This is a genomic window from Salinarimonas sp. NSM (assembly GCF_052380005.1).
GTDB lineage: Bacteria > Pseudomonadota > Alphaproteobacteria > Rhizobiales > Beijerinckiaceae > Salinarimonas.
This window is the reverse complement of sequence record NZ_JBQTCJ010000043.1, coordinates 21,051-44,192: the sequence shown is the minus strand read 5'-3', so window position 1 is coordinate 44,192 and position 23,142 is coordinate 21,051. Positions and strand designations below refer to the sequence as shown.

At 72.8% G+C, this 23,142-nt stretch carries 21 protein-coding genes and 1 tRNA gene; 18 read left to right on the top strand and 4 right to left on the bottom strand.

The annotated features are described in order from the left end of the window. On the bottom strand, positions 1-725 hold a 725-nt coding region (locus ACTZWW_RS15540), incomplete at its 3' end, for a GNAT family N-acetyltransferase (protein WP_458575409.1). Between the two features lie 156 nt (positions 726-881). Here ACTZWW_RS15540 and ACTZWW_RS15535 point away from each other — a divergent pair. Further along, positions 882-2,441: a fused MFS/spermidine synthase gene (locus ACTZWW_RS15535; protein WP_444781879.1), complete on the top strand. Its 1,560-nt coding sequence runs from the start codon at positions 882-884 to the stop codon at positions 2,439-2,441. A gap of 34 nt (positions 2,442-2,475) precedes the next feature. On the opposite strand, the gene ACTZWW_RS15530 is transcribed toward ACTZWW_RS15535, so the two are convergent. Continuing rightward, a tRNA-Ala gene (locus ACTZWW_RS15530) sits at positions 2,476-2,551 on the bottom strand. Positions 2,552-2,791: 240 nt separating this feature from the next. Between ACTZWW_RS15530 and ACTZWW_RS15525 the strand changes: the two genes are divergently transcribed. After that, the gene (locus ACTZWW_RS15525) at positions 2,792-3,082 is read left to right on the top strand and encodes a YggT family protein (protein WP_444781878.1); all 291 of its coding nucleotides are present in this window, start codon (positions 2,792-2,794) and stop codon (positions 3,080-3,082) included. Positions 3,083-3,124: 42 nt separating this feature from the next. Here ACTZWW_RS15525 and ACTZWW_RS15520 read toward each other — a convergent pair whose 3' ends face one another. Continuing rightward, the gene (locus ACTZWW_RS15520; protein WP_444781877.1) at positions 3,125-5,167 is read right to left on the bottom strand and encodes a 4Fe-4S binding protein; all 2,043 of its coding nucleotides are present in this window, start codon (positions 5,165-5,167) and stop codon (positions 3,125-3,127) included. A gap of 111 nt (positions 5,168-5,278) precedes the next feature. Between ACTZWW_RS15520 and ACTZWW_RS15515 the strand changes: the two genes are divergently transcribed. The 10 genes from ACTZWW_RS15515 to ACTZWW_RS15470 all read left to right on the top strand — a co-directional run bounded on the left by ACTZWW_RS15515 (position 5,279) and on the right by ACTZWW_RS15470 (position 14,733). Then, positions 5,279-6,046, top strand: coding sequence for a biotin/lipoate--protein ligase family protein (locus ACTZWW_RS15515; protein WP_444781876.1), 768 nt, complete (start codon positions 5,279-5,281; stop codon positions 6,044-6,046). After that, the gene (locus ACTZWW_RS15510) at positions 6,043-6,606 is read left to right on the top strand and encodes a DUF6505 family protein (RefSeq protein ID WP_444781875.1); all 564 of its coding nucleotides are present in this window, start codon (positions 6,043-6,045) and stop codon (positions 6,604-6,606) included. Before ACTZWW_RS15515 ends, ACTZWW_RS15510 begins: the two co-directional genes overlap by 4 nt. Next, on the top strand, positions 6,603-7,604 hold the full coding sequence (locus ACTZWW_RS15505) for a DUF6352 family protein (RefSeq protein ID WP_444781874.1): 1,002 nt from the start codon (positions 6,603-6,605) through the stop codon (positions 7,602-7,604). The genes ACTZWW_RS15510 and ACTZWW_RS15505 overlap by 4 nt, the downstream gene beginning before the upstream one ends. Beyond that, positions 7,601-8,113, top strand: coding sequence for a DUF3305 domain-containing protein (locus ACTZWW_RS15500; protein WP_444781873.1), 513 nt, complete (start codon positions 7,601-7,603; stop codon positions 8,111-8,113). The genes ACTZWW_RS15505 and ACTZWW_RS15500 overlap by 4 nt, the downstream gene beginning before the upstream one ends. Beyond that, a complete protein-coding gene (locus tag ACTZWW_RS15495; protein WP_444781872.1) occupies positions 8,110-8,790 on the top strand; it encodes a DUF3306 domain-containing protein in 681 nt (226 codons plus the stop codon). Before ACTZWW_RS15500 ends, ACTZWW_RS15495 begins: the two co-directional genes overlap by 4 nt. Positions 8,791-8,899: 109 nt before the next feature. Then, complete coding sequence (locus ACTZWW_RS15490; protein ID WP_444781871.1) at positions 8,900-9,688, top strand: Cro/CI family transcriptional regulator; 789 nt, start codon at positions 8,900-8,902, stop codon at positions 9,686-9,688. Between the two features lie 108 nt (positions 9,689-9,796). Further along, positions 9,797-10,015 carry a twin-arginine translocation signal domain-containing protein gene (locus ACTZWW_RS15485; RefSeq protein ID WP_444781870.1) on the top strand — a complete coding sequence of 73 codons (219 nt, stop codon included), beginning with the start codon at positions 9,797-9,799 and terminating at the stop codon, positions 10,013-10,015. Between the two features lie 13 nt (positions 10,016-10,028). Beyond that, positions 10,029-12,992 carry a formate dehydrogenase subunit alpha gene (locus ACTZWW_RS15480; protein ID WP_444781869.1) on the top strand — a complete coding sequence of 988 codons (2,964 nt, stop codon included), beginning with the start codon at positions 10,029-10,031 and terminating at the stop codon, positions 12,990-12,992. A gap of 16 nt (positions 12,993-13,008) precedes the next feature. Beyond that, positions 13,009-13,605: a formate dehydrogenase FDH3 subunit beta gene (gene fdh3B / locus ACTZWW_RS15475; protein ID WP_188914589.1), complete on the top strand. Its 597-nt coding sequence runs from the start codon at positions 13,009-13,011 to the stop codon at positions 13,603-13,605. 81 nt (positions 13,606-13,686) lie between these two features. Next, complete coding sequence (locus ACTZWW_RS15470; protein ID WP_444781868.1) at positions 13,687-14,733, top strand: formate dehydrogenase subunit gamma; 1,047 nt, start codon at positions 13,687-13,689, stop codon at positions 14,731-14,733. Between the two features lie 92 nt (positions 14,734-14,825). On the opposite strand, the gene ACTZWW_RS15465 is transcribed toward ACTZWW_RS15470, so the two are convergent. Beyond that, positions 14,826-16,070 carry a phosphopentomutase gene (locus ACTZWW_RS15465; RefSeq protein ID WP_444781867.1) on the bottom strand — a complete coding sequence of 415 codons (1,245 nt, stop codon included), beginning with the start codon at positions 16,068-16,070 and terminating at the stop codon, positions 14,826-14,828. A gap of 402 nt (positions 16,071-16,472) precedes the next feature. Here ACTZWW_RS15465 and mraZ point away from each other — a divergent pair, with 402 nt between their 5' ends. From mraZ to ACTZWW_RS15435, 6 genes are read left to right on the top strand one after another with little or no spacing between them, the layout of a single operon-like run. Further along, a complete protein-coding gene (gene mraZ / locus ACTZWW_RS15460) occupies positions 16,473-16,988 on the top strand; it encodes a division/cell wall cluster transcriptional repressor MraZ (protein WP_444781866.1) in 516 nt (171 codons plus the stop codon). Then, complete coding sequence (rsmH, locus tag ACTZWW_RS15455; protein ID WP_444781865.1) at positions 16,985-18,028, top strand: 16S rRNA (cytosine(1402)-N(4))-methyltransferase RsmH; 1,044 nt, start codon at positions 16,985-16,987, stop codon at positions 18,026-18,028. The genes mraZ and rsmH overlap by 4 nt, the downstream gene beginning before the upstream one ends. After that, on the top strand, positions 18,025-18,435 hold the full coding sequence (gene ftsL, locus ACTZWW_RS15450) for a cell division protein FtsL (RefSeq protein WP_444781864.1): 411 nt from the start codon (positions 18,025-18,027) through the stop codon (positions 18,433-18,435). Before rsmH ends, ftsL begins: the two co-directional genes overlap by 4 nt. A 3-nt stretch (positions 18,436-18,438) precedes the next feature. Beyond that, positions 18,439-20,202 (top strand): peptidoglycan D,D-transpeptidase FtsI family protein, encoded by a 1,764-nt coding sequence (locus ACTZWW_RS15445; protein ID WP_444781863.1) that lies wholly within the window; start codon positions 18,439-18,441, stop codon positions 20,200-20,202. Next, positions 20,199-21,653 (top strand): UDP-N-acetylmuramoyl-L-alanyl-D-glutamate--2,6-diaminopimelate ligase, encoded by a 1,455-nt coding sequence (locus tag ACTZWW_RS15440; RefSeq protein ID WP_444781862.1) that lies wholly within the window; start codon positions 20,199-20,201, stop codon positions 21,651-21,653. The genes ACTZWW_RS15445 and ACTZWW_RS15440 overlap by 4 nt, the downstream gene beginning before the upstream one ends. Next, positions 21,650-23,137: a UDP-N-acetylmuramoylalanyl-D-glutamyl-2,6-diaminopimelate--D-alanyl-D-alanine ligase gene (locus ACTZWW_RS15435; RefSeq protein WP_444781861.1), complete on the top strand. Its 1,488-nt coding sequence runs from the start codon at positions 21,650-21,652 to the stop codon at positions 23,135-23,137. Before ACTZWW_RS15440 ends, ACTZWW_RS15435 begins: the two co-directional genes overlap by 4 nt. Positions 23,138-23,142: the final 5 nt, after the last annotated feature.

Genomic DNA, 23,142 nt, shown 5'->3' with positions numbered 1-23,142 from the left:
AGGTTGGCGTGGCCCGGGTCCTGGACGAGCGCGAGCCGGCGCTGCACGGCCGCGGCCTCGACCTCGAGCGCGAGGAAGACCTCGACGGCGTCGCGCACCTCCGTGGCCGTACGGGCGGTGTCGAAGGCGAGATCGGCCGAGAGGCCGGTGAAGGGGACGACCGTCGGCTCGGGCCCGGGCTCGAGCGTCCGGGGCGGTGCGAGGGCGGTCGGCTCGAGGCCGGCGCCGCGCATCAGATGGGCGAGCGCCGAGCCCACCGGCGCGTCCGCGAGGACGAGCGGCGTGCCGCGCCCGCGCGAGAACCGCAGCATCGCGTCGAGCACCGGCCCGGCGGCCTCGGCATCGAGGAGCGGGGTCGCGGCCGGCAGGAGGTCGACCCGCCAGGGCACGAGCCGCTTCGCGCCGAGCGGGCTGCGCGCGCCCGTCACCGGCGCGACGCCGACGAGGCGCGCACCGCTCCAGACGAGCAGCGTCTGAAGGTGGCGGCCTTCCGGCAGATGCCGCGCCGCCGCCGCCAGCAGCGCGTGCTCCGCGAAGGGGCTCGGCACCAGCGCCCGGCGCGCCAGCGCCGTCCAGGGTGCGGTGATCGCGTCGAGATCGAGGGGGCCGCGCAGCTCGATGCCGAAGCCGCCGACCTCGACGCGGGGGATCGCGGACGTCTCCGGCCGATGGCGCGTGCCGCCGCGGGACGTCTGGCCGAGGGGGGACGCGGACGCGAACATCATGACGGTGCTCCTGCCTGATCACGATCGTCCCGCTCCGGGACGACGGGTCGCTCGAAAGCCGTGCGCGCCGTTCACGTTTCAGAAACCATGCCAGCGCGGGCCGCGGGCACCGGCGGCGCCGCTGGACCCCCGCGCCTCGTCGCGCTAGGACGGCGCGTGCCCGACGCCCCCGCCCGCTCCCTCCGCCTCGTCGTCCACGCCGCGCTCCTCGTCACCGGCGCGGCGACGCTCGCGCTCGAGCTGATCGCGTCGCGGCTGCTCACGCCCTACGTCGGCGGCGGGCTCGTCGTCTGGACCGCGATCCTTTCGGTGACCCTCCTCGCGCTGGCGCTCGGCTACCATCTCGGCTCGCGCTGGTCGGCGGACGCGCCCGCGCGGCGCTTCGCGCGCATCCCGGCGCTCGCGGCGATCGTGCTCGGGCTCACCGGCGCGCTCGCGCCGATGCTGCTGCCGCAGCTCGCCGTGGGCGGCGCGCTCACGGGCGCCTTCGTCGGCGTGGTGGTGGTGCTCGCGCCGACGCTCGTGCTGCTCAGCGCCATGGGGCCGCTCGCGATCGCGCTGCTCTCGACCGGCTCCGGCGATTCGGGTGCGGGCGAGGTCTTCGCCATCAGCACCGTGGGCTCGGTCGCCGGAGTCTTCCTCGCGGCCTTCGCGCTCCTGCCCTTCATGGCCCCGCCGGCGACGCTCGCCGTGCTCGCGGGCGCGCTCGTCGCCGTCGCTCTCGTGGCGGCGCACCGTCTCGGCGAGCTGCGGGCGGTCGCGATCCTGCTTCCCGGCGCCCTCGCGGCGATCGCGCTCGCGGGCGCCGCGCTCCTCGCGGCGCCGGCCGCGGTCGCATTCGGCCCCTATCGAGTGACGCACGTGGCGACCGAGCGCAGCGCGCACGCGACCGTCATCGTCGCCGACGTGACCCGGCCAAGCCGCGACGGCGCGGTGCGGCTCTATCTCGAGGAGAACCAGGTCCAGAGCGCGGCGGGCCGCGACCTGCCCGGCACGCCGCTGCTCTATGCCGCGATCGCGCAGGCGCTGATCGCGCAGACCACACCGCCCGGGGGACGCGTGCTCGTGCTCGGCCTCGCCGGCGGGGTGATCGCGAGCGACCTCGCCCGGGCGGGGTTCGCGGTCACCGCGGTCGACGTCAACCCGGCCGCGGCGGACGTCGCCCGGCGCTGGTTCGGCCTCGCGCCGGAGATCGACCTGCGCATCGCCGACGCACGCCTCTTCCTGGAGGACTGCGAAAGGCCCTTCGACGCGATCTTCATCGACGTGTTCTCGGGGCTCGAGATCCCGGAGCACCTCGTCACCCGCGAGACCTTCGCCGCGGCGGACGCGTGCCTCGCGCCCTCCGGCGCCCTCGTCGTCAACGCGGTGGTGCCGCCCCTCGACACCCGGCCGACGCGCCGGCTCCTGGCGGCGATCGCGGCGGCGACGGGCGGCCCGCTCGCCGTCTACGAGGACGCGCGCGGGGCGGCCGGCCGGCTCAACCGGATCGTGCTCGCCGGCCCGGCGGCGCGCTCCGCGCCGACGCTCGCGCTGGCGGACTACCCGAGCGATCTCTTCGCCCGCGCGCCCCGCCGGCTCGTGCCCGAGCTCGTCACGCCCACCGACCTCGCCGGAGCGGCGCCGCTCACCGACTGGAGCAACGACTTCGCCCTCGCCATCGCCCGCGCGACCCCGGCGCCGTCGGTCTTCCCCGTGCCGGCGTCGTGGTATTGAGGTGGGCGTCTGCCGATTATGGAGAAGAAGACGTTGGTGGAGCTGAGGGGATTCGAACCCCTGACCTCTGCAGTGCGATTGCAGCGCTCTCCCAACTGAGCTACAGCCCCGACCGGTCGGGCCGGACGTCGAGGGCGGCGCTTGGGGGCGCCGCCGTCCGGGTGGGCGGTTGATAGAGGGGTCCGCCGCCGCTGTCAACGCGATTCGCGCGGGTCGCAGCCCGGCTCGCCGTCCCTCGCCCGAGGGTCGCGACGCCGGGTCGCTTCGCGCATTGTTTCGCGCGGCGAAGCCCGCTAAACGAAGCGCGGCGGTCCGCGGCGGGCCGCGGGACCCGTAGCCAGGACGACCTCATGATCGCGCTCTTCCAAACGATCGACCTGATACTCGGCCTCTTGACGTGGTTGATCATCGGGTCGGCGATCCTCAGCTGGCTGATCGCCTTCGGCGTCGTCAACATGAACAACGACGTCGTGCGCACGATCTACGACGTGCTGAGCCGGCTGACCGAGCCGCTGCTGCGGCCGATCCGGAGCATCCTGCCCAACCTCGGCGGCATCGACATCTCGCCGATCGTGCTCCTGCTGATCCTCTTCTTCCTGCGCAGCTTCCTCATCAACGACGTCGCGCCCGCGATGATCTGAGCCGCGCCTCCCGATGGGACGCGGCCGTCTCCGCGGGCGCCGTCAGGAGGGCTTGCCGCGCTCGCGGATGTAGTCCTCGCTCGTGCGCGGGCGGGGGCGCTCGGTCGCGTGCGGGTCGAAGCTCTCGTTCACGACCGCCTGCACGCGGCAATCCTCGCACATCTGCAGGACGCGCAGGCGGCGCTCGCCGTCCTCGCCGGCGAACATCCAATGGCGCCCGCCGAGCTTCTCCATCACGCGCTCGATCGTGGAGCGCGTCCCGAAGGCCTTGCCGCATTCCACGCAACAGAAGGGCTCCTCCTCCTTGATCACGCGCTTGGGCGCGTCCCAGGCGGCGAAGTCGAGGCGGGGCTCGAGCGTGATCACGCCCTCAGGGCAGGTCGCGGCGCACAGGCCGCACTGCACGCACAGGCTCTCGGTGAAGCGCAGCATCGGGCGCTCGGCATTGTCGGAGAGCGCGTCCGCCGGGCAGGCGGAGACGCAGGAGAGGCAGAGCGTGCAGCCCTCGACGTCGACCACGATCCCGCCGAAGGGCGCGCCCGCCGCGAGTGGCACCACCGGCACCGGGGCCGGCGCGACGCGGTGGAGCTCGCGGAAGGCGATCTCGAGCAGCTGGCGCTTCTTCGGCTGGGCGAGGAACGAGGCCGGCACCGCCGCGCCCGTCCCGGCGCGGGCCTGCGCCGCCTCGCGCACGGCCGCGCCGAGCGCGTCCGGATCGTCGGTCTCGATCACGGCGACGGGGGTCTCGCCGAAGCCGAGCGCCGTCAGGATCGTGCTCACCGTCTCCACCGTGCGCGCGAGCCCGTCGAGCGGGTGCTTGGGCTTCGCCCGCGCCAGTAACAGCACGCCCGCCGCGCCGTAGGCGAAGAGCGCCGCGAGCGTCTCCGGCCCGATCTGGGTGATCTCGTTGACCGCGACGGGGATCACGCGCGCGGGCAGGCCGTCGCCGAAACGGGCGAGCGCGTCGATCAAGGGCTCGCCGTGCTCGGCGTCGTGGAAGAGCACCACGGCGTCCGCCCCGCCCGCCTCGCGATAGGCGCGCATCATCACCCGCAGCCGCGCCACGAGGTCGCCGGCGCCGGGGAGCGCGTAGGAGGCCGCGCCCGTCGGGCAGGCGGCGGCGCACTGCCCGCAGCCGGCGCACACCGCCGGGTCGATCGCGACGTGATCGCCGGCGGGCGTGATCGCGCCGGTCGGGCACAGGTCGAGGCAGCGCGTGCAGCCGACGATCTTCGAGCGGGAATGCGCGCACAGGCCCGCGTCGAAGTTGACGTAGCGCGGCTTGTCGAAGGTGCCGACGAGGTTGGCCGCCTCGAACAGGACGCGCTCGACGGCGACCGGGTCGCGCGGGTCGGCGCGCAGGTAGCCCGGGCGCAGGTCGTGGGCGGGGAAGAGCGGCGTCCCGCCGGTGAGGTCGACCACGACGTCGCAGGCGGACGTCGCGCCGTCGCGCGCCGGCCCGAAGACGAGGCTCGCGCGCGAGGCCGGCGAGGGCGCGGCATAGTCGTCGATCGTGAGCTCGAAGGCGCCGAGATGGCCCGTGGCGTTGCGCACGCGCCCCTTCAGGACGGGGAAGTCCGCCCTCCGAGGGGGCGCGATCGCGCCGGGTCGCTCGAGCAGCACGGTGACGTCGAGGTGGTCGGCGAGGCGCCGGGCCGCCTCGATCGCGACCTCGTCGCGGCCGAGCACCAGGGCGACGCCCTCGCTCTCCAGCGTGACGAGGGCGGCGTCGGCCATCGGCACGCTCGCCATGGCGAGGAGCGCGGCCATCTTCGGCCCGGCGGCGGCCGCGTCGGCGGACCAGCCGCCGGTTTCGCGGACGTTGGCGAGCGCGTAGGCCGCGGCGTCGCCCGCCGCCTCGGCGGCCTCGGCGAAGGCGGCCTCCTCCTGGGTGCAGCCGATCGTCACCGGCGCGCCGGTCGCGAGGGCGGCCTCGAGGCGCCCGATCTCGGCACGGCAGAGCTGCGTCGCCGTCTCGAGCCGCCCGCCGCACCCCGCCTCTACGCCCTTGGCGAGGGCGTCGGCGTCGAGCGGCATGGTGCGCTCGCAGGAGCAGGCGAAGACGATGCGATCGGGCTGTGACATGACGCTGCGGACCTTCGGGAGCGTGGTGCGATGCTCTTGCCCCAAAACGGTTTATATTGGAATAGACCCAAGGAAGGGCGCTGGATAGCCGCCCAGACGAGGAAACGCCGCGTGCCGTCGTCCCACATGGTCGCAGCCGCCCCCGGGCTCGACCTTCCCCCCCTGTTCACCCCCGTGCGCCTGCGCGAATCGGGCGACGCCTTCGCCCACGCCAGCGCGATCGCGGCCGAGGCCGAGGCCGGCGCGGGCACGTTCGTGCATGTCGGTCGCTACGATCTCGTGGAATTCGCCGTCGTGCTCGAGCCCGAGGAGCCCCTCGCCTCGGCGCGGCGCGCCGTCTTCGCGGGCATGGCCGCGCTCGCCGACGCCATCGCGGCGCATTGCCCGCCGGAGAAGGCGGTGGAGTTCGTCTGGCCGGACACGATCCTCTACGACGGTGCGCTGATCGGCGGCGGCCGGCTCGCGTGGCCGGATGAGTGCGCGGAGGACGAGGAGCCGGCCTGGCTCGTGTTCGGTGCGCAGCTCATCGCGGCGCGGCTGATGGTCGGCGAGGCCGGGCTCGCCCCCGATTCGACCTCGCTCGAGGAGGAGGGCTTCGCCGATCCCCACGCCCTGATGGGCAGCTTCGCACGCCACCTCATGCTGCACGTCGACGCCTGGACGAACCGCGGCTTCCGCAAGGTGGCGGACCCGTATCTCGCGCGGCTGAAGAAGGAGAAGGCGGGCGAGCGGCGCGGGATCGACGGCAACGGCGATCTCCTCGTCCATCGGCACGGCGTCGGCGGCGCCGAGCGCCGGCCGCTCCTGCCGGGCCTCGCCGCTTGCGCCTGGTACGACCCGAGCCGGAAGGGACCTCGACTGATGGGGCCGCGCCCGTGAAGCTGCCGCGCACCATCCGACTCGATCCGTCCGACACCTTCGTCTTCGCCACGCCGGCGGAGCCGGGGCGCTTCGCCGTGACGGGCTCGTTCCTGTTCCTCGACGCCGACCCGGAGACGATGACGGGCAAGGAGCGCGCCGCCTTCCGCGCAGGCTTCGCCGACGTCGAGGCGCTCGGCTTCTCCACGCTGGTGACGGTCGTCGCCGCCACGCCGCAGGAGCACGGCGAGGCGGTCGAGGCGCTCGCGCGGCAGATCGCCGTGCGCTTCGCCGCGCCGAGCCTCGAGCACGCCCGCGCCGCGGCGGCGGAGGAGATCGCCTACGCCGCCTCGTTGTGCGAGGAGCACGCCGAGGGCACGCTCATCGCGCTGCATCGGACGATCCGAGACGGCCGGCTCGTCGAGCAGTTCCGCACCCTGCGCCATCGCGACGCTGGCGCGCCCGGCGCCGACCGGCTGCACAGCCACGCCAAGGCGTTCATCGTCGTCGAGAGCGAGGACGAGGACGCGCCGGACGAACGCGTGGATCTCGTGGACATGATGAAGGGCCGCGCGCCATGAGGGAGTTCTGGGTCTCGAGCGGCCACCACCTCACCCGGCGCACGCCGGAGGGCGCGTTGGCGGTGACGGACGAGCTGCTGCTCGCCTATCTCGCGCGCCCCGAGATCCTGCCGCCGGAGGAGGCCTGCGACGCCGAGCGGGCGCTCCACGCCGCGCTGATGCGCGAGCCGCGCCGGCCGATCGCGCCCGCGGAGATCGCGGCGCTCGCCGACGCGGACGCACGGGAGAACTGGGAGTTCCTCGCCGGCTTCCGCGACCGGCTCGTCGCGGCGGGCACGGTGGAGGCGGCGTATGCCGGCATCGTGCGCGCGGGCGCGGCGGTGCCGCCGCTCTTCCTGTCGCAGATGGTGCACCTCGTCCTGCGCAACGCGCTCGACGGCTGCGGCGACCCCTACACCCTGCGCGCCGCCGAGCTGTTCTTCCGCCCGCAGAGGGTCTCGACCTGGGAGGGCGCGACGCTGCTGGCCGATCTCGAGCTGATCGAGGAATTCGAGGGCAAGGCGCCGGTCTCGCCCCTCGTCGGCATGCTCGGCAAGTCCATGGCCGACGAGCTCGACGTCCTCGACGACGGCAATTCCTGGACCTACTGGAGCCGCTCGGACGCCCACACGATGGCGCTCCCCCTCGGCTCCGCGCCCAAGGCCCGCGCGGGCCTCGCACGGGCGATCGAGGCCTTCGTGTCGCACATGCACGGCGTGTCCTGCACGGTGACGCCGGTCGAGCGGATCGAGGACCCCTCCTGGCGCTGGTTCGTCGGCCTCGATGCGGAAGCGACCGCCATCGGCAACCGCCTCTGGCGCGGCGAGCCGGTGGGATACGACGACCACGCGCGCATCCTGTGCCTGCTGCGCCTCGATCTGGGCAACGACGCGTCCGTCGAGCCGCGGGTGAAGGGCGCGCCGGTCTGGCTGATCCTCGCCATGAGCGACGACAAGGTGGTGCGGGTGAAGCCGCAGAACCTGGTGACGGGGCTGCCGCTGGTGGGGAGAACGTCATGACCCACCTCACCCTCGGCATCGTCGCGCGGCGACGTGAGACCGGCAATCGCTGGGCGCCCGTGTCCTGGGCGCCCTCGGCCGTGCTGCCCACCGCGCCGGAGACCGCGCCCTGGACGCGGCTCGCCTCGCAGGGGACGCAGGAGACCTGGTACGTGGGGCCCGCCACGCTCGATCTGCACCCCGGCGAGACGGCGCACTATCGCGACAATCTCGGCTCGGGCCGCCCGTCGGTCTGGGTGGCGCTGCGGCGCGACGGCGAGCGGCTCGGCGTCGCCGCGGTCAGCGTCGACCCCTACGAGGGCGAGGCGCTCGCCGGCGACGAGGCGCTCCTGCTCGAGGCGCTGCCGATGCCGGCCGAGGTGGAAGCGCTCGTGGCGGCCTTCGTGGCCGCGTTCCACGTCGAGCGGGAGTTCTACAAGCGCAAGCGCAAGCCCGCCGACCCGAACGCGCTCGCCCGCCGGGCACCCCGCGTGCTCGGCCTCGATCCGGACGAGGAGGACGGGCGGTGAGCGGGGAGGGCTTCCTCTCGCGCTGGTCGCGCCGAAAGCGGGAGGAGCTTCGCGAGCCGGCGCAGGAGCCGCAGGCGGACGCCGCCCTCCCCGCGCACGCCCCCGAGCCGGAGCTGGAGCCGACCCTCTCCGAGGAGGAGCTCGCAGCCCTTCCCCCGGTCGAGACGATCGACGCGACGACCGACATCACCGGCTTCCTGCGCAAGGGCGTCCCCGCCGCCCTGAAGAACGCCGCGCTACGCCGCGCCTGGGCGACGAACCCCGCGGTGCGAGACTATCTCGATCCCGCCCGCGAGTACGCGTACGACTGGAACGTCCCCGGCGGCGTCCCCGGAGACGGGCCGCTCGGGCCGGGCTTCGACGCGAAGGCCCTGGCGGATCGGCTGTTCGGCAGGCGCGAGCAGGACGTCGCCGAGGCGCCGCACCCGCCCGCGGAGCCCTCCGCCGACATGCGCGAGATGCCAACACCGCCTGAGCAGAATGCGCAACACAATAGGGACACAAATCACACGGAATCCGCGGAGGTCCCGACCGGGTACACGGCGCCTCCGACGGAAAGCACGGCCGCGCTTGAGTTTCGCGAGCCGGCTGCGGACCCTGTGCCGGCTCCGCCGCGTCGGAACGCTGCGGAAACCCGCCCGCGCCCGCGCCGTCACGGCGGCGCGACCCCCGTCTAAAGTCGTTCAAAAGAAGCTTGCCGAGGAACTATAGCCACGTACTATGGAACCGTTCGAAGGAGGCCGTCCCGAGAAGGCGGCAGGACGAGAAGACGGACTGGGGAAGCGCATGCGGGACGAAGGGCTCGATCTGGCGATCCGCGCCGCGGGCGGCGTCGGCGCACTCGCGCGCACGCTCGGCATCTCGCAGCCCTCCGTCTCGAACTGGAGCCGCATCCCGGCCGAGCGCGTGCTCGCGGTCGAGACCGCCACGGGCGTCTCGCGCTCGCTGCTGCGCCCGGATCTCTACCCGCAGGGGGGTGAGGGCGACGAGCCCGAGGGCGCGGTCGACGAGATCGATCTCCTGCGCGGCCGCGAGTACGACCTCCTCGCCCACCTGCTCGGCAAGGCTCCCACCGCGCAGACTCTGGAGGCGCTGCGCGGCCTCAAGGGTGATTCGAGCCCGCTCGGGATGGCGCATCTGGCGCTCGCCGATGCGGCGGCGCGGATCACGCCCGAGGCTGCGAGCCGCGAGTATTTCGATCTCTTCGTCGGGCTGGGGCGCGGCGAGCTGCTGCCCTACGCCTCCTTCTATCTCACGGGCTTCCTGCACGAGCGGCCGCTCGCCGCGGTGCGCGCCGACCTGAAGTCGCTCGGTCTCGAGCGCGAGGGCGGGCTGAAGGACCCGGAGGACCACATCGCCATCCTCTGCGACGTGATGGCCGGCCTCGCCGGGCGTCGCTTCGATGCGGAGGACAGCGCCGAGCGCGGCTTCTTCGAGCGGCACCTGAAGCCGTGGGCGCCGCGCTTCTTCGCGGATCTGGAGATCGCCCCGTCGTCGCGGCTCTACAAGGCCGTCGGCGTGGTGGGCCGGACCTTCCTCGAGATCGAGGCGGAAGCCTTCGAGATCGGGGACTGAGCGGGACGGGCGCGTGCGCGGGCGCGCCGGCTGACGATCGGAGGCGGTCCGCACCGCCCCAGGGAAACGGGTCCGCCCCCCCCACGGATCCGATGTGGAGGACCGGGAATGCGCAAGACGCAAACGGACGAGAGCGCCCGCGAGGCGCTCGATCGGCGCGGCTTCCTGCGGGCCGTCGGCGGAGCCGGCAGCCTCGCGGCGGCGGTCGTCGTCTCGCCCCTCGCCGGCGGCGAGGCACAGGCGACCGAGAGCGCCGACGAGAAGGTCAAGGCGCGCTACCAGGAAACGGCGCACGTCCAGGCCTTTTACCGCACCAACCGCTACTGAGGAGGCGGGTTCCATGCTCGTCAAGCGCAAGACGCAGGGCACGTCCGGCGAGGCCCGCCGCGCCCGCCATCCCGCCATCGTCGCGGGGCTCGTCAACCAGGCGATCGATCGCCGCACCTTCCTGCGCCGCTCCGGCCTCGCCGTCGGCGGGCTCGCCGCTGCGGGGACGCTCTCTCTGGGCGCGGTGCGCAAGGCCGAGGCCGGCCCGATGGTCGAGGGCGTCGCCGTCGAGACCCGCAAGAACATCTGCACCCACTGCTCGGTGGGCTGCACGGTGATCGCGGAAGTCCAGAACGGCGTCTGGGTCGGCCAGGAGCCGGCCTGGGAGAGCCCGATCAACCGCGGCACGCACTGCGCCAAGGGCGCGTCCGTCCGCGAGCTGGTCCACGGCGATCGCCGCCTGAAGTACCCGATGAAGATGGTCGGCGGGCAATGGGTCCGCACCACCTGGGACGAGGCGCTCACCGAGATCTCGGCGAAGCTCGGCACGATCCGCGAGCAGTCCGGCGCGGACAGCGTGTTCTGGCTCGGCTCGGCGAAGTTCTCCAACGAGGGCGCCTACCTCTACCGCAAGCTCGCCGCGTTCTGGGGCACGAACTCGGTCGACCACCAGGCGCGCATCTGCCACTCGACCACGGTGGCCGGCGTCGCCAACACCTGGGGCTACGGCGCCCAGACGAATTCCTACAACGACATCCGCAATTCCAAGACCATGATCATCATGGGCGGGAATCCCGCGGAGGCGCACCCGGTCTCGCTCCAGCACGTGCTTACGGGCAAGGAGCAGAACCAGGCGAACATGATCGTCATCGATCCGCGCTTCACGCGCACCGCCGCCCACGCCACGGAGTACGTCCGCATCCGTCCCGGCACCGACATCCCGGTGATCTGGGGCATGATGTGGCACATCTTCGAGAACGGCTGGGAGGACAAGGACTTCATCGCGCAGCGCGTCTACGGCATGGACGAGGTGCGCAAGGAAGTCGCCAAGTGGACGCCGGAGGAGGTCGAGCGCGTCTCCGGCGTGCCGGGCGAGCAACTGAAGCGCGTCGCCGAGATGTTCGCGACGCAGAAGCCCTCCACGCTGATCTGGTGCATGGGCGCGACGCAGAAGACGGTCGGCACCGCCAACGTGCGCGCCTACTGCAACCTGCTGCTCGCCACCGGCAACGTCGGCTCCGAGGGCACGGGCGCGAACATCTTCCGCGGCCACTGCAACGTGCAGGGCGCCACGGATCTGGGCCTCGACGTCACCTCGCTGCCGCTCTACTACGGCCTCGCCGAGGGCGGCTGGCGGCACTGGGCGCGTGTCTGGGAGGTCGAGTACGACTGGCTGCAGGCCCGCTTCGACGAGGTGCCCGCCAAGGGCGGCCGCGAGGGGCGCGACCGCAAGGCCAACATGGAGACCCCCGGCATCACCACCACCCGCTGGTTCGATGCGGTCATGCTGGACCCCGAGCAGGTCGACCAGCGCGACAACATCAAGGCGATGATGGTGTTCGGCCACGGCGGCAACACCGTCACGCGCATGCCCGAGGTGGCCGAGGGCTTGAAGCGCCTCGATCTCCTCGTCGTCGCCGACCCGCACCCGACCACCTTCGCGGTGCTCGGCGAGCGGACCGACAACACCTACCTCCTGCCGATCTGCACCCAGTTCGAGTGCTCGGGCTCGCGCACGGCCTCGAACCGCTCGATCCAGTGGGGCGAGAAGGTGGTCGAGCCGATCTTCGAATCGGCGAACGACTACTGGGTGATCTACCAGCTCGCCGAGAAGCTCGGCTTCGCCGACCGGATGTTCAAGAACATCACGATGGTCGATGGCAAGTTCGGCCCCGAGCCGCAGCCCGAGAGCGTGCTCTCCGAGATCAACCGCGGCGGCTGGTCCACCGGCTATTGCGGCCAGTCTCCCGAGCGGCTCAAGGCGCACATGGCCAACCAGGGCGCCTTCGACCTCGTCACCCTGCGTGCGCCGCGGGACGTGGCGGACGTCGGCGGCGACTATTACGGACTGCCCTGGCCGTGCTGGGGCACGCCGGAGATCCGCCATCCCGGCACGCACATCCTCTACAACACGAACCTGCACGTGAAGGACGGCGGCGGCGCCTTCCGCGCCCGCTTCGGCGTGGAGCGCGAGGGCGTGACGCTGCTCGCGGAGGGCTCGGCGCCGATGGGCTCGGAGCTGACCGACGGGCATCCCGAGTTCACCTACGGCGTCCTCAAGACGCTGGGCTGGGACGGCGACCTCACGCCCGCGGAACGCGCACGCATCGAGCGTCAGGGCGGCGAGAACGCCGATGCGGTCTCCTGGTCGACCGACCTCTCGGGCGGCATCCAGCGAGTCTGCCTCGAGCGCGGCGCGATCCCGTTCGGCAACGGCAAGGCCCGCGCCATGGCCTGGAACCTGCCCGACCCGGTGCCGGTCCATCGCGAGCCGATCTACACCGCGCGCCCCGACCTCGTGGCGCAGTACCCGACCCGCGACGACTTCCGTCAGCAGCGCGTGCCGAACATCGGCCACACGGTGCAGAAGACGGCGATCGAGAAGAACGTCCCGCGCGACTTCCCGATCATCCTCACCTCCGGCCGCCTGGTCGAGTACGAGGGCGGCGGTGAGGAGACGCGCTCCAATCCGTGGCTCGCCGAGCTCCAGCAGGACATGTTCGTCGAGATCAACCCGGCGGACGCGGCCGAGCGCGGGATCGCGGAAGGGCAGCTCGTCTGGGTCACCGGCCCGGAAGGCGGCGCGAGGACGCGGGTCAAGGCGCTCGTCACCGAGCGCGTCGGCCGCGGTGTGGCGTTCATGCCCTTCCACTTCGCCGGCTGGTTCCAGGGCGTCGACCAGCGCGCGAAGTACCCGCAGGGCACGGACCCGATCGTGCTCGGCGAATCCGTGAACACCGTGACCACCTACGGCTACGACCCCGTGACCGGCATGCAGGAAACGAAGGTCACGCTCTGCCAGATCGCGGCCGCGTGATCGGAGGATATCGACAATGGCTCGGATGAAGTTCCTCTGCGACGCGGACCGGTGCATCGAGTGCAACGCCTGCGTCACCGCCTGCAAGAACGAGCACGAGGTGCCCTGGGGCATCAACCGCCGTCGCGTCGTCACCATCAACGACGGCACGCCCGGCGAGCGCTCGATCTCGATGGCCTGCATGCACTGCACGGACGCGCCCTGCGCGGCCGTGTGCCCGGTCGACTGCTTCTACACGACGGCGGACGCGGTCGTGCTGCACTCCAAGGACCTGTGCATCGGCTGCGGCTACTGCTTCTACGCCTGCCCGTTCGGCGCGCCGCAATACCCGCGCGTCGGCAATTTCGGCTCGCGTGGCAAGATGGACAAGTGCACCTACTGCGCGGGCGGGCCCGAGGCGGACGTGACGATGGCGGAGTACGAGAAGTACGGCGCCAACCGTCTGGCCGAGGGCAAGCTGCCGATCTGCGCGGAGATGTGCTCGACCAAGGCGCTGCTCGCCGGCGACGGTGAGATCATCGCCGAGATCTACCGCGAGCGCGTGGTCACCCGCGGCTACGGCTCGGGCGCCTGGGGCTGGCAGACGGCCTACAAGGAGACGGTCGCGATCTGAGGCGCGGCTCGACAGAGGCGGCGGGGCGAGGCTCCGCCGCCGGACCGCCTCGTATTCGATAGGTTAGGGAAGGAACGTCCCATGCTCCGCGCGAGCCTCACCTCAATCGCCAAGGCCGGCCGCGTCGCGCTGGCGGCGGTCGCGCTCCTCGGCCTCGCCGCCCTCGCGGCGCCCGAGCCGACCCTGGCGCAGTCCGTCAACCCCACCGCCTCCGCGGTCACCGAGGAGCAGCTGCTCCAGGCGCTCCAGCCCGGCGGCGAGATCGCCGGCCGCGTCTCGATCCCCGACCAGAAGGCGACGGGCCTGATCAAGCCCGGCGGCCAGGACTGGCGCGCCTTCCACCAGGGGGCGATGTTCTGGATCACCGCGATCGCGCTCGTCGGCATGCTGGCCATCGTCGTCGCCTTCTACGCCGTGCGCGGCAAGATCACGATCGATTCCGGCCTCTCGGGCATGAAGATCCTGCGCTTCAACGCGTTCGAGCGCTTCGTCCACTGGCTCACCGCCGGATCCTTCCTGATCCTGGCGCTGACGGGGCTCAATCTCGTGCTCGGCCGCTACGTGCTGATCCCGCTGTTCGGACCCGAGACCTTCGCCACGGCGACCCAGCTCGGCAAGTACGCGCACAACTACCTCGCTTGGCCGTTCATGGCGGGCCTCGTGTTCATGCTCGCCGTGTGGATCAAGGACAACATCCCCGACCGCACGGACGTCGCGTGGCTCAAGGCCGGCGGCGGGCTCCTGAAGAAGGGCGTCCACCCGGAGGCGAAGAAGTTCAACGCGGGGCAGAAGGGCATCTTCTGGTCCGTCATCGTCGGCGGCGCGGCGCTCTCCGTCACGGGCGTGCTGCTGCTCTTCCCCTATCTCGCCGGCGGCTATGCCGACTGGCAGCTCGTGCAGATCATCCACGGCGTCGTGGCCGCCGTTCTCGTCGCGATCATGGTCGGGCACATCTACATCGGCTCGGTCGGCATGCAGGGCGCCTTCGACGCCATGGGGTCCGGCGAGGTCGACCTCAACTGGGCGCGCGAGCACCACTCGCTCTGGGCCGAGGAGGCCCGTCGCAAGCAGGGCGGCGCCTCCGCAGGGACGCCCGGCGCGCGACCGGCGCCGCAGCCCGCCGAGTGACGGGTCCGCGGCCTCGCGCATAGCGACACGAACGAAGGCCCGGCGCGGGGGACCGCGCCGGGCCTTCGCATGTTTCGGATCGGCCGCGCCGGTCAGAGCGCGAAGGGCGTCCCCTCGCCCGTGCCGGGAACGCGGAGCCAGTGGGCCACGGCGGCGCCGATGTCGGCGAAGCTCTCCCGCCGGCCCAGATCGCGCGACGCGATCCCCGGCCCGAAGGCGAGCACGGGCACGTGCTCGCGGGTGTGGTCCGTGCCGGTCCAGGTCGGGTCGTTGCCGTGGTCGGCGGTGAGCACCACCAGATCGCCGGGCGCGAGCGCCGCCTCGATCTCGGGCACGCGCGCGTCGAAGTTCTCCAGGCAGGCGGCGTAGCCGGGCACGTCGCGGCGATGCCCGAACTCCTGGTCGAAGTCGACGAGGTTGGCGAAGACGAGCCCGCCGTCCGGCAGCCGCGCGAGGGCCGCGAGCGCCGCGTCGAGATTCGCCGCGTTGCCGTGGCCCTTCACCTCCTCGCCGGTGGCGCGGTGGGCGAAGATGTCGCCGATCTTGCCCACCGAGACCAGCGCGCGCCGCTCACGCGCGAGCACGTCGAGGAGCGTGTCCGCCGGCGGGGGCAGCGCGTAGTCCCGGCGGTTGCCGGTGCGCTTGAAGCCGCTCTCCGGGGTGCCGACGAAGGGCCGGGCGATGACGCGCCCGACCTTGTACTCGGTGCACAGCTCCCGGGCGATCTCGCAGACGGCATAGAGGCGCTCGAGCCCGAAATGCTCCTCGTGCGCGGCGATCTGGAAGACGGAATCCGCGGACGTGTAGCAGATCGGCGCGCCGGTGCGGATGTGCTCGGCCGCATGCTCCTCGATGATCGCCATGCCGTTGGCGTGCTTGTCGCCCAGAATCCCCGGGAGCCCCGCCCGGGCGATCAGCGCGTCGGTCAGCGCCTCGGGGAAGGTGGGCTCGGTTCGTGGGAACGTTCCCCAGGCGAAGTGCACCGGGCAGCCCATGATCTCGTAGTGGCCCGACGGCGTGTCCTTGCCCGCGGAGGTCTCCACCGCGAAGCCGAAGGCGCCGGCCGGCCCGCTGGGCGGCGGCGCGAGCTCGGGCAGCGACGCGGCGTCGCCGGTCGAGGCGGCGTGCGCGAGGCCGATGCCGAGCCGCGCGAGGTTCGGCACGCGAAGCGGTCCCTCCCGCAGGCCGACGCGGTCGCCGCGCCCGTCGCGGCAGGCCGCGACGATGTGGCCGAGCGTGTCCGATCCGGCGTCGGAGATCTCGTCTCCGTAGGCATACGCGTCCTCGGCGCCGCCGATTCCGACGGAGTCGAGGACGATGACGAGGGCGCGGGGCATCGTTCGGGCTTCCTTCCTTGCACGCGAGGCTAGCCTCCGGAGGCCGGGATGTCATCCGGCCCATTCCCGTCGTCCAGGCCGCGAACGCGATCTCCCCGGATCGCGGCGAGCTTGGCCATTCCCTTGCAACCCCTGGCGAAAACGCCCGCCGGACCCCGTGGCGTGAGACTTCGTTAACCCTATCGCGCTCTCATCGGAGGACAGGCTGCGGGTGCTTCGTCCCGTGCCGCTTCCGTTGACGACCATACACGCCCATGGTATCCCAAATCATCCCGGTCACGGTGCTTCGCCAGCCGCACGGATGCCGCTCACGCGGCCCCGAGCGTATGCGCGCGCCCTCGTGGACGGGCTCCGGCGGCGTACCTGCCGGCGGGTTCGGTTCGGGGAGCGTCAGGGCGGCCGATGAACCGCTTCGTATCCAACTTCACCAATCGGCTGGATGCGAAGGGGCGCGTCTCCATCCCGGCGCCGTTCCGGGCCGTGCTGGCCCGCGACGGGTTCGAGGGGCTCTACGTCCATCCGGCGCTCGACGCGCCGGCACTGGATGCGGGGGGCAATCGTCTGCTCGAGGAGATCGACGCGTTCCTGTCGAGCCTCACGCCCTATTCGGACGAGCGCGACCAGCTTTCGACGGCGCTCTTCGGGACGAGCGAGATCCTCAAGGTCGACACGGAGGGACGAGTCATCCTGACGGAGAGCGTGAAGGCCCATGCGGGGATCGCGGACAGCGTGAGCTTCGTGGGCCTGGGCCACAAGTTCCAGATCTGGGAGCCCGAGCGTTTTCGTGCGCATCTGGAGGAGGCGCGTACGAAGGTGCGGGAGCTCAAGCGATCGATCGGAACGGCCGCGCTCGGGTCGTCCTCCAGGCCGGGGGACGCCGCGGCGGGAGACGGTTCTCCGGGAGCACGAGTGCGATGACGGGCCGCGGCGACGGCCTGGCCGGAGCCGCTGGCGGACCGGCCCGTCACGCACCCGTGCTCCTCGCGGAGGTGGTCGCGGCCCTCGCGCCGGCCGCGGGCGGCACGATCCTGGACGGTACCTTCGGTGCCGGCGGCTACACGCGCGCGCTGCTCGATGCGGACGCGCGCACGGACGTCGTCGCCCTCGATCGCGACCCGACGGCGATCGCCGGCGGCGCCCCGCTCGTGGCAGCGTATGGGCCGCGCCTGACCCTGGTCGAGACCCGCTTCGGCGCGCTGGAGCGGATCGCCGCCGAGATCGCGCCCGACGGCCTCTCCGGCGTCGTCCTCGACATCGGCGTCTCCTCGATGCAGCTCGACGAGGCCGAGCGCGGCTTCTCGTTCCGCACCGAGGGCCCCCTCGACATGCGCATGGAGCAGTCCGGCCCCAGCGCGGCGGACATCGTCAACGAGGCGGACGAGACGACGCTCGCCGACATCTTCTACCACTACGGCGAGGAGCGCCGCTCCCGAGCGATCGCCCGGGGCATCGTCGAGGCGCGCCGGAAGACGCGCTTCGAGACGACGACGCAGCTCGCCGACCTCGTCTCGCGCTTCGTGCGCGCCGAGCCGCACGGCCCGCACCCGGCGACGCGGACCTTCCAGGCCCTGCGCATCGCCATCAACGACGAGCTGGGCGAGCTCGTGCGCGCGCTGCACGCCGCCGAGCGGGTGCTCGCGCCCGGCGGGCGGCTCGTGGTCGTCACCTTCCATTCGCTGGAAGACCGGATCGTCAAGCAGTTCCTCGCCGCGCGCGCCGGGCGGACGCCCGCCGGCTCGCGCCATCTCCCTGCGGGCGAGGCACCGCAGCCGAGCTTCCGCCTCGCGACCAAGGGGCCGGTCGTCCCCGGGGAGGCCGAGCTTTCCGCCAACCCGCGCGCCCGCTCGGCGAAGCTGCGCGCCGGCGAGCGGCTCGACGCCCCCGCGCAGGCGCCCCTCTCGGCGCTCGAGACCCTCGCCACCCTCCCCGCCCCCGCCCGTCCGCGAGCCCGCCGATGATCAAGATCCTGCACGTCGCGGCGATCGCGGGGCTGATCGGCTCGGCCGTCTGGGCCTACTCCATCAAGTACGAGACCATCCGCCAGACCGAGGAGCTCACGCGGCTGGAGCGCGAGATCGCGCGCGAGCGCGAGATGATCGCGGTGCTGCGCGCCGAATGGGCCTTCCTCAACCGGCCCGACCGGGTCGAGGCGCTGGCGGACGCGCACCTGCCCGAGATCGTGCCGTTCACGGTCGAGCACCTCGCGCGCTTCGAGGACCTGCCGGAGCGTCCGCCCGCGGCCGACGAGATCGGCGCGAAGCTCGAGGCGCTCGGCCTCGCGGCGCCCACGGCGACTCCGGGCACGACGGGCTCGATCCCCGCCCGCGCCGCCGTGACGCCCACCACCCGCACGCCTGCGAGGTAGACCGTGCCCACGCGTAACGCGACGCAGCGACAGACCACCGAGCCGGAGGCCGCCGCCTCGCCGCGTCGGGGCTTCATCGGCGGGCTGTTCCGGCTGCGCGCCGACAAGAGCCGCGCGCGCATCGCGCTCGGCATGGTCTGCTTCGCGGGCCTGTTCGGCATCATCGCCGGGCGGCTCGTCCTGCTCGGCATCGAGCCGGACGCCGAGACCGGGCCGCGCCGCGCCGCCTCGAGCGAGATCGGCACCGTGCGTCCGGACATCCTCGACCGCAACGGGGAGATCCTCGCCACCGACATCACCATGGCCTCGGTCTTCGCCGAGCCGCGCAACATCATCGATCCGGACGAGGCGACCGAGCTGCTCACCGCGGTCTTCCCCGACCTCGACGCGACCAAGCTGCGCGACGAGCTCTCGACGGATCGCGGCTTCATCTGGGTCAAGCGCGAGATCACGCCCCGCGAGCAGGCTGAAGTGCACGCGCTCGGCATCCCGGGCGTGGGCTTCCTGCCGGAGAACAAGCGCGTCTACCCCAACGGCGTGGCCGCCGCCCACGTCCTCGGCTTCGCCGACATCGACAACGTCGGCATCGCCGGCATCGAGCAGTGGATCGACGCGCAGGGCCTGGCGCTCTCCGGTGACGAGATCGCGCCCGGCGAGAACCCGGACCCCGCGCCGGTGCGGCTGTCGATCGACCTGCGGGTGCAGCACGCGGTGCGCGCCGAGCTCGTCGCGGCCATGGAGAAGTTCTCCGCCATCGCCGCCGCGGGCCTCGTCCTCGACGTGCGCACCGGCGAGGTGATCAGCCTCGTCTCGCTGCCCGACTTCGACCCCGGCGTGCCCACGGACGCGCTCCAGCCCGACCGGATCAACCGCATCAACGTCGGCGTCTACGAGATGGGCTCGGTGATGAAGGCGGTGACGACCGCCCAGGCGCTGGAATCGGGCCGCTTCACCATCAACTCCGTGATCGACGCCCGCGGCTCGCTGCGCTTCGGGCGCCAGACGATCAGCGATTATCGCGGCGAGAACCGCCCGCTGACCGTGCCGGAAGTGTTCATCCACTCCTCCAACGTCGGCACGGCGCGCATGGCGCTGGCACTCGGCCCGCAGCACCAGCAGGACTTCCTGCGCGAGCTCGGCCTGCTCGGGCGCCTGCGCACGGAGCTCGCCGAGAGCGCCGCGCCGATCGTGCCGGGGCGCTGGGGCGAGATCAACACGGCGACGATCTCCTTCGGCCACGGCATCGCCGTGCAGCCGCTCGCCGCGACGATGGCGACCGCCGCCATGGTCAACGGCGGCTACCTCATTCCGCCGACCTTCCTCCAGCGCGCGGAGGAGGATGCGCAGGCGATCGCCGACCAGGTGATCTCCCGCGAGACCAGCGAGGCGCTGCGCTACGTCATGCGGCTCAACGCCGAGCGGGGCTCGGCCCGCTCCGCGGCGATCGCCGGCTTCTACGTCGGCGGCAAGACCGGCACCGCCGAGAAGGTGGTGGACGGCCGCTACGCCCGCGACAGGCGGCTCAACACGTTCTTCGCGGTCGCGCCGGCGGACGATCCGCGCTATCTCTTCCTCACCATCCTCGACGAGCCGAAGGCGCTGCCGGAGACGCACGGCTTCGCGACGTCGGGCTGGAACGCCGCCCCGACCACCGGCAAGATCATCGAGCGCGTCGCGCCCATGCTGGACATCCCGCCCCGCTTCGATCCGCCCGTCTCACCCTTCCCGACGATGGCGCGCGCGGGCGCCTGGGGGACGACGCAGTGAGCTGGAAGCGGCTCGCAGACCTCCTCGACGAGACCCCTGCGGAGCTGGCGGGCGTCACCGTCTCCGGCGTCGCGGTCGACAGCCGGGTTGTGACACCGGGCGGCCTCTTCGTCGCGGTCCCCGGCACGAAGGTCGACGGCCTGCGCTTCGTGCCCGCGGCGATCGCCGCCGGCGCGACGGCGGTCGCCGGCGAGGCCGCGCGGCCCGCCGATCTCGACGCGTCGGTCGCCTGGGTGCGCGTCGCGGACGCCCGCGCGGCGCTCGCCCAGGCCGCCGCGCGCCTGCATCCGCGCCAGCCGGAGACGATCGTGGCCGTCACCGGCACGGCCGGCAAGAGCTCGGTCGCCGACTTCGTGCGCCAGATCGAGGACGCCCGCGGGAACGCCTCCGCGAGCCTCGGCACGCTCGGCATCGTCACGTCCGCGGGCGCGAGCTACGGCGGGCTCACCACGCCCGATCCGGTCGCCCTGCACAGGACGCTCGAGCGGCTGGCCGGAGACGGGATCACCCACCTCGCCGTGGAGGCGTCCTCACACGGCCTCGACCAGAAGCGCCTCGACGGCGTGCGGCTCGCGGCCGCCGCCTTCACCAATCTCGGCCGCGACCACCTCGACTACCATCCGACGATGGAGGCCTACTTCGAGGCGAAGATGCGCCTGTTCCGGGTGCTGCTTCCCGCGGATCGGCCGGCGGTGATCAACGCCGACGGCGACTGGTCCGACCGCGCCGAGGCGGTCGCCCGCGAGACCGGGCGGCGCGTCCTCAGCACCGGCGTGAAGGGCACGGACCTGCGGCTCTTGTCGGCGACGCGCACCGGCTTCTCGCAGCGGCTGCGGATCGCGCACACGGGCGGGGAGACCGAGGTCGACCTGCCCCTCATCGGCGATTTCCAGGTCGAGAACGCACTCGTCGCCTCCGGGCTCGCCATCGCGGCGGGCGCCGAGCCGGAGGCCACGTTGGCGGCGCTCGCCCGCTTGCGCGGCGTACCCGGGCGCCTCGAGGCGGTCGGAGAGACGAACGGCGCGCTGTGCCTCGTCGACTACGCCCACAAGCCGGACGCCCTGCGCCACGTGCTCGCCACGCTGCGGCCGTTCGCCACGGGCAAGCTCGTCGTCGTCGTCGGCTGCGGCGGCGACCGCGACCCCGGCAAGCGGCCGATCATGGGTCGTGTCGCGGTCGAGGGCGCGGACGTCGCGATCGTCACCGACGACAACCCGCGCAGCGAGGATCCGGCCGCGATCCGCGCCGCGATGATGGCGGCGGCGCCGGAAGCGCGCGAGATCGGCGATCGCGCCGAGGCGATCCGCGCGGGCGTGGCGATGCTCGGCCCGGGAGACGTGCTGGTCGTCGCCGGCAAGGGCCATGAAACCGGCCAAATCGTGGGCGACCGGACTCTGCCGTTCTCCGACCACGCCGAGGTTCGGGCGGCGATCGAGGCGAGGACGCGATGACGACGAACGACGCGCGGACGCACACCGCCCCCCCTCTCTGGACGGGTGCCGCCGCGCGCGATGCCATGGGCGCGACCGTGCACGGGACGCTGCCCGGGCGGATCGAGGGCGTCTCCATCGACACGCGCACGCTGGAGCCCGGCGACCTCTTCGTCGCCATCGTCGGCGAGAGCAACGACGGGCACGCCTACGTCGCCGACGCCTTCGCGAAGGGCGCGGCGGCCGCGCTCGTGGCGCACGACCGCGCCGCGGGGCTCGCCGGCACGGGGCCGCTCTTCGCCGTTCCCGACACACTGCGCGGGCTCGAGGACCTCGGCCGCGCGGCGCGGGCGCGCACGAGCGCGAAGATCGTCGCCATCACCGGCTCCGTCGGCAAGACCGGCTCGAAGGAGGCGCTGCGGGTCGCGCTCGCCCGTTCCGGCCGCACCCATGCCGCCCAGGCGTCGTACAACAATCACTGGGGCGTGCCGCTGACGCTCGCGCGGATGCCGGCGGACGCCGAGTTCGGCGTCTTCGAGATCGGCATGAACCACGCCGGCGAGATCGCGCCCCTCTCGCGCATGGTGCGCCCCCACGTCGCCATCGTCACCACCGTCGAGGCGGTGCACATCGAGAACTTCCGCGACGTGCGCGGGATCGCCGACGCCAAGGGCGAGATCTTCCTCGGGCTCGAGCCCGGCGGCGTCGCGATCGTCAACCGCGACAACCCCCATTGCGACCGGCTGATCGCGCTCGCCTCCGCCGCCGATGCGGGGCGAATCCTCACCTTCGGCGAGGACGCGCGCGCGGACGTGCGGGCCGTGACCATCGTCACCCGCCCCGATCTCTCCATCGTCGACGCGAGCGTGCTCGGCCAGCGCTGCGCCTACCGGATCGGCATGGCCGGCCGGCACATCGCGCTCAACACGCTCGCCCTCCTCGCGGCGGCGAAGGCGCTCGGGCTCGACGTCGCGCTCACCGCGCTCGCGCTCGCCGACGTCGAGCCGCCCGCCGGGCGCGGCGCCCGGCGGGAGCTCGCGCTCGTGGGCGGCACGGTCACCCTCGTCGACGAGAGCTACAACGCCAACCCGGCCTCCGTGCGCGCGGCGCTGGAGACGCTCGGCCAGATGGAGCTGCCCTGGCGCGGGCGGCGCATCGCCGTGCTCGGCGACATGCTCGAGCTCGGCCCCGACGGGCCCCGTCGGCACAGTGAGCTCGCCCCCGTCGCGCTCGGCGCGGGGGTGGACCTCGTCTTCACCGTGGGCGAGCTGATGAAGGGCCTCCACGCGGCGCTGCCGCCCGAGCGCCGCGGCGGCTGGGCGGCGACCTCGGAGGGGCTCGTCGGCACCGTCGTCGGCGCGCTCAGGCCGGGCGACATCGTGATGATCAAGGGATCGCGCGGCGTGCGCACGGAAAGGATCGTCAAGGCGATCGAGGAGCGCTATAGCGAGGCCGCCGCGCCGCGCGCGGCCGCCGAGGCCGCGCCCGTGGGGCGCCGAGGATAACCCGC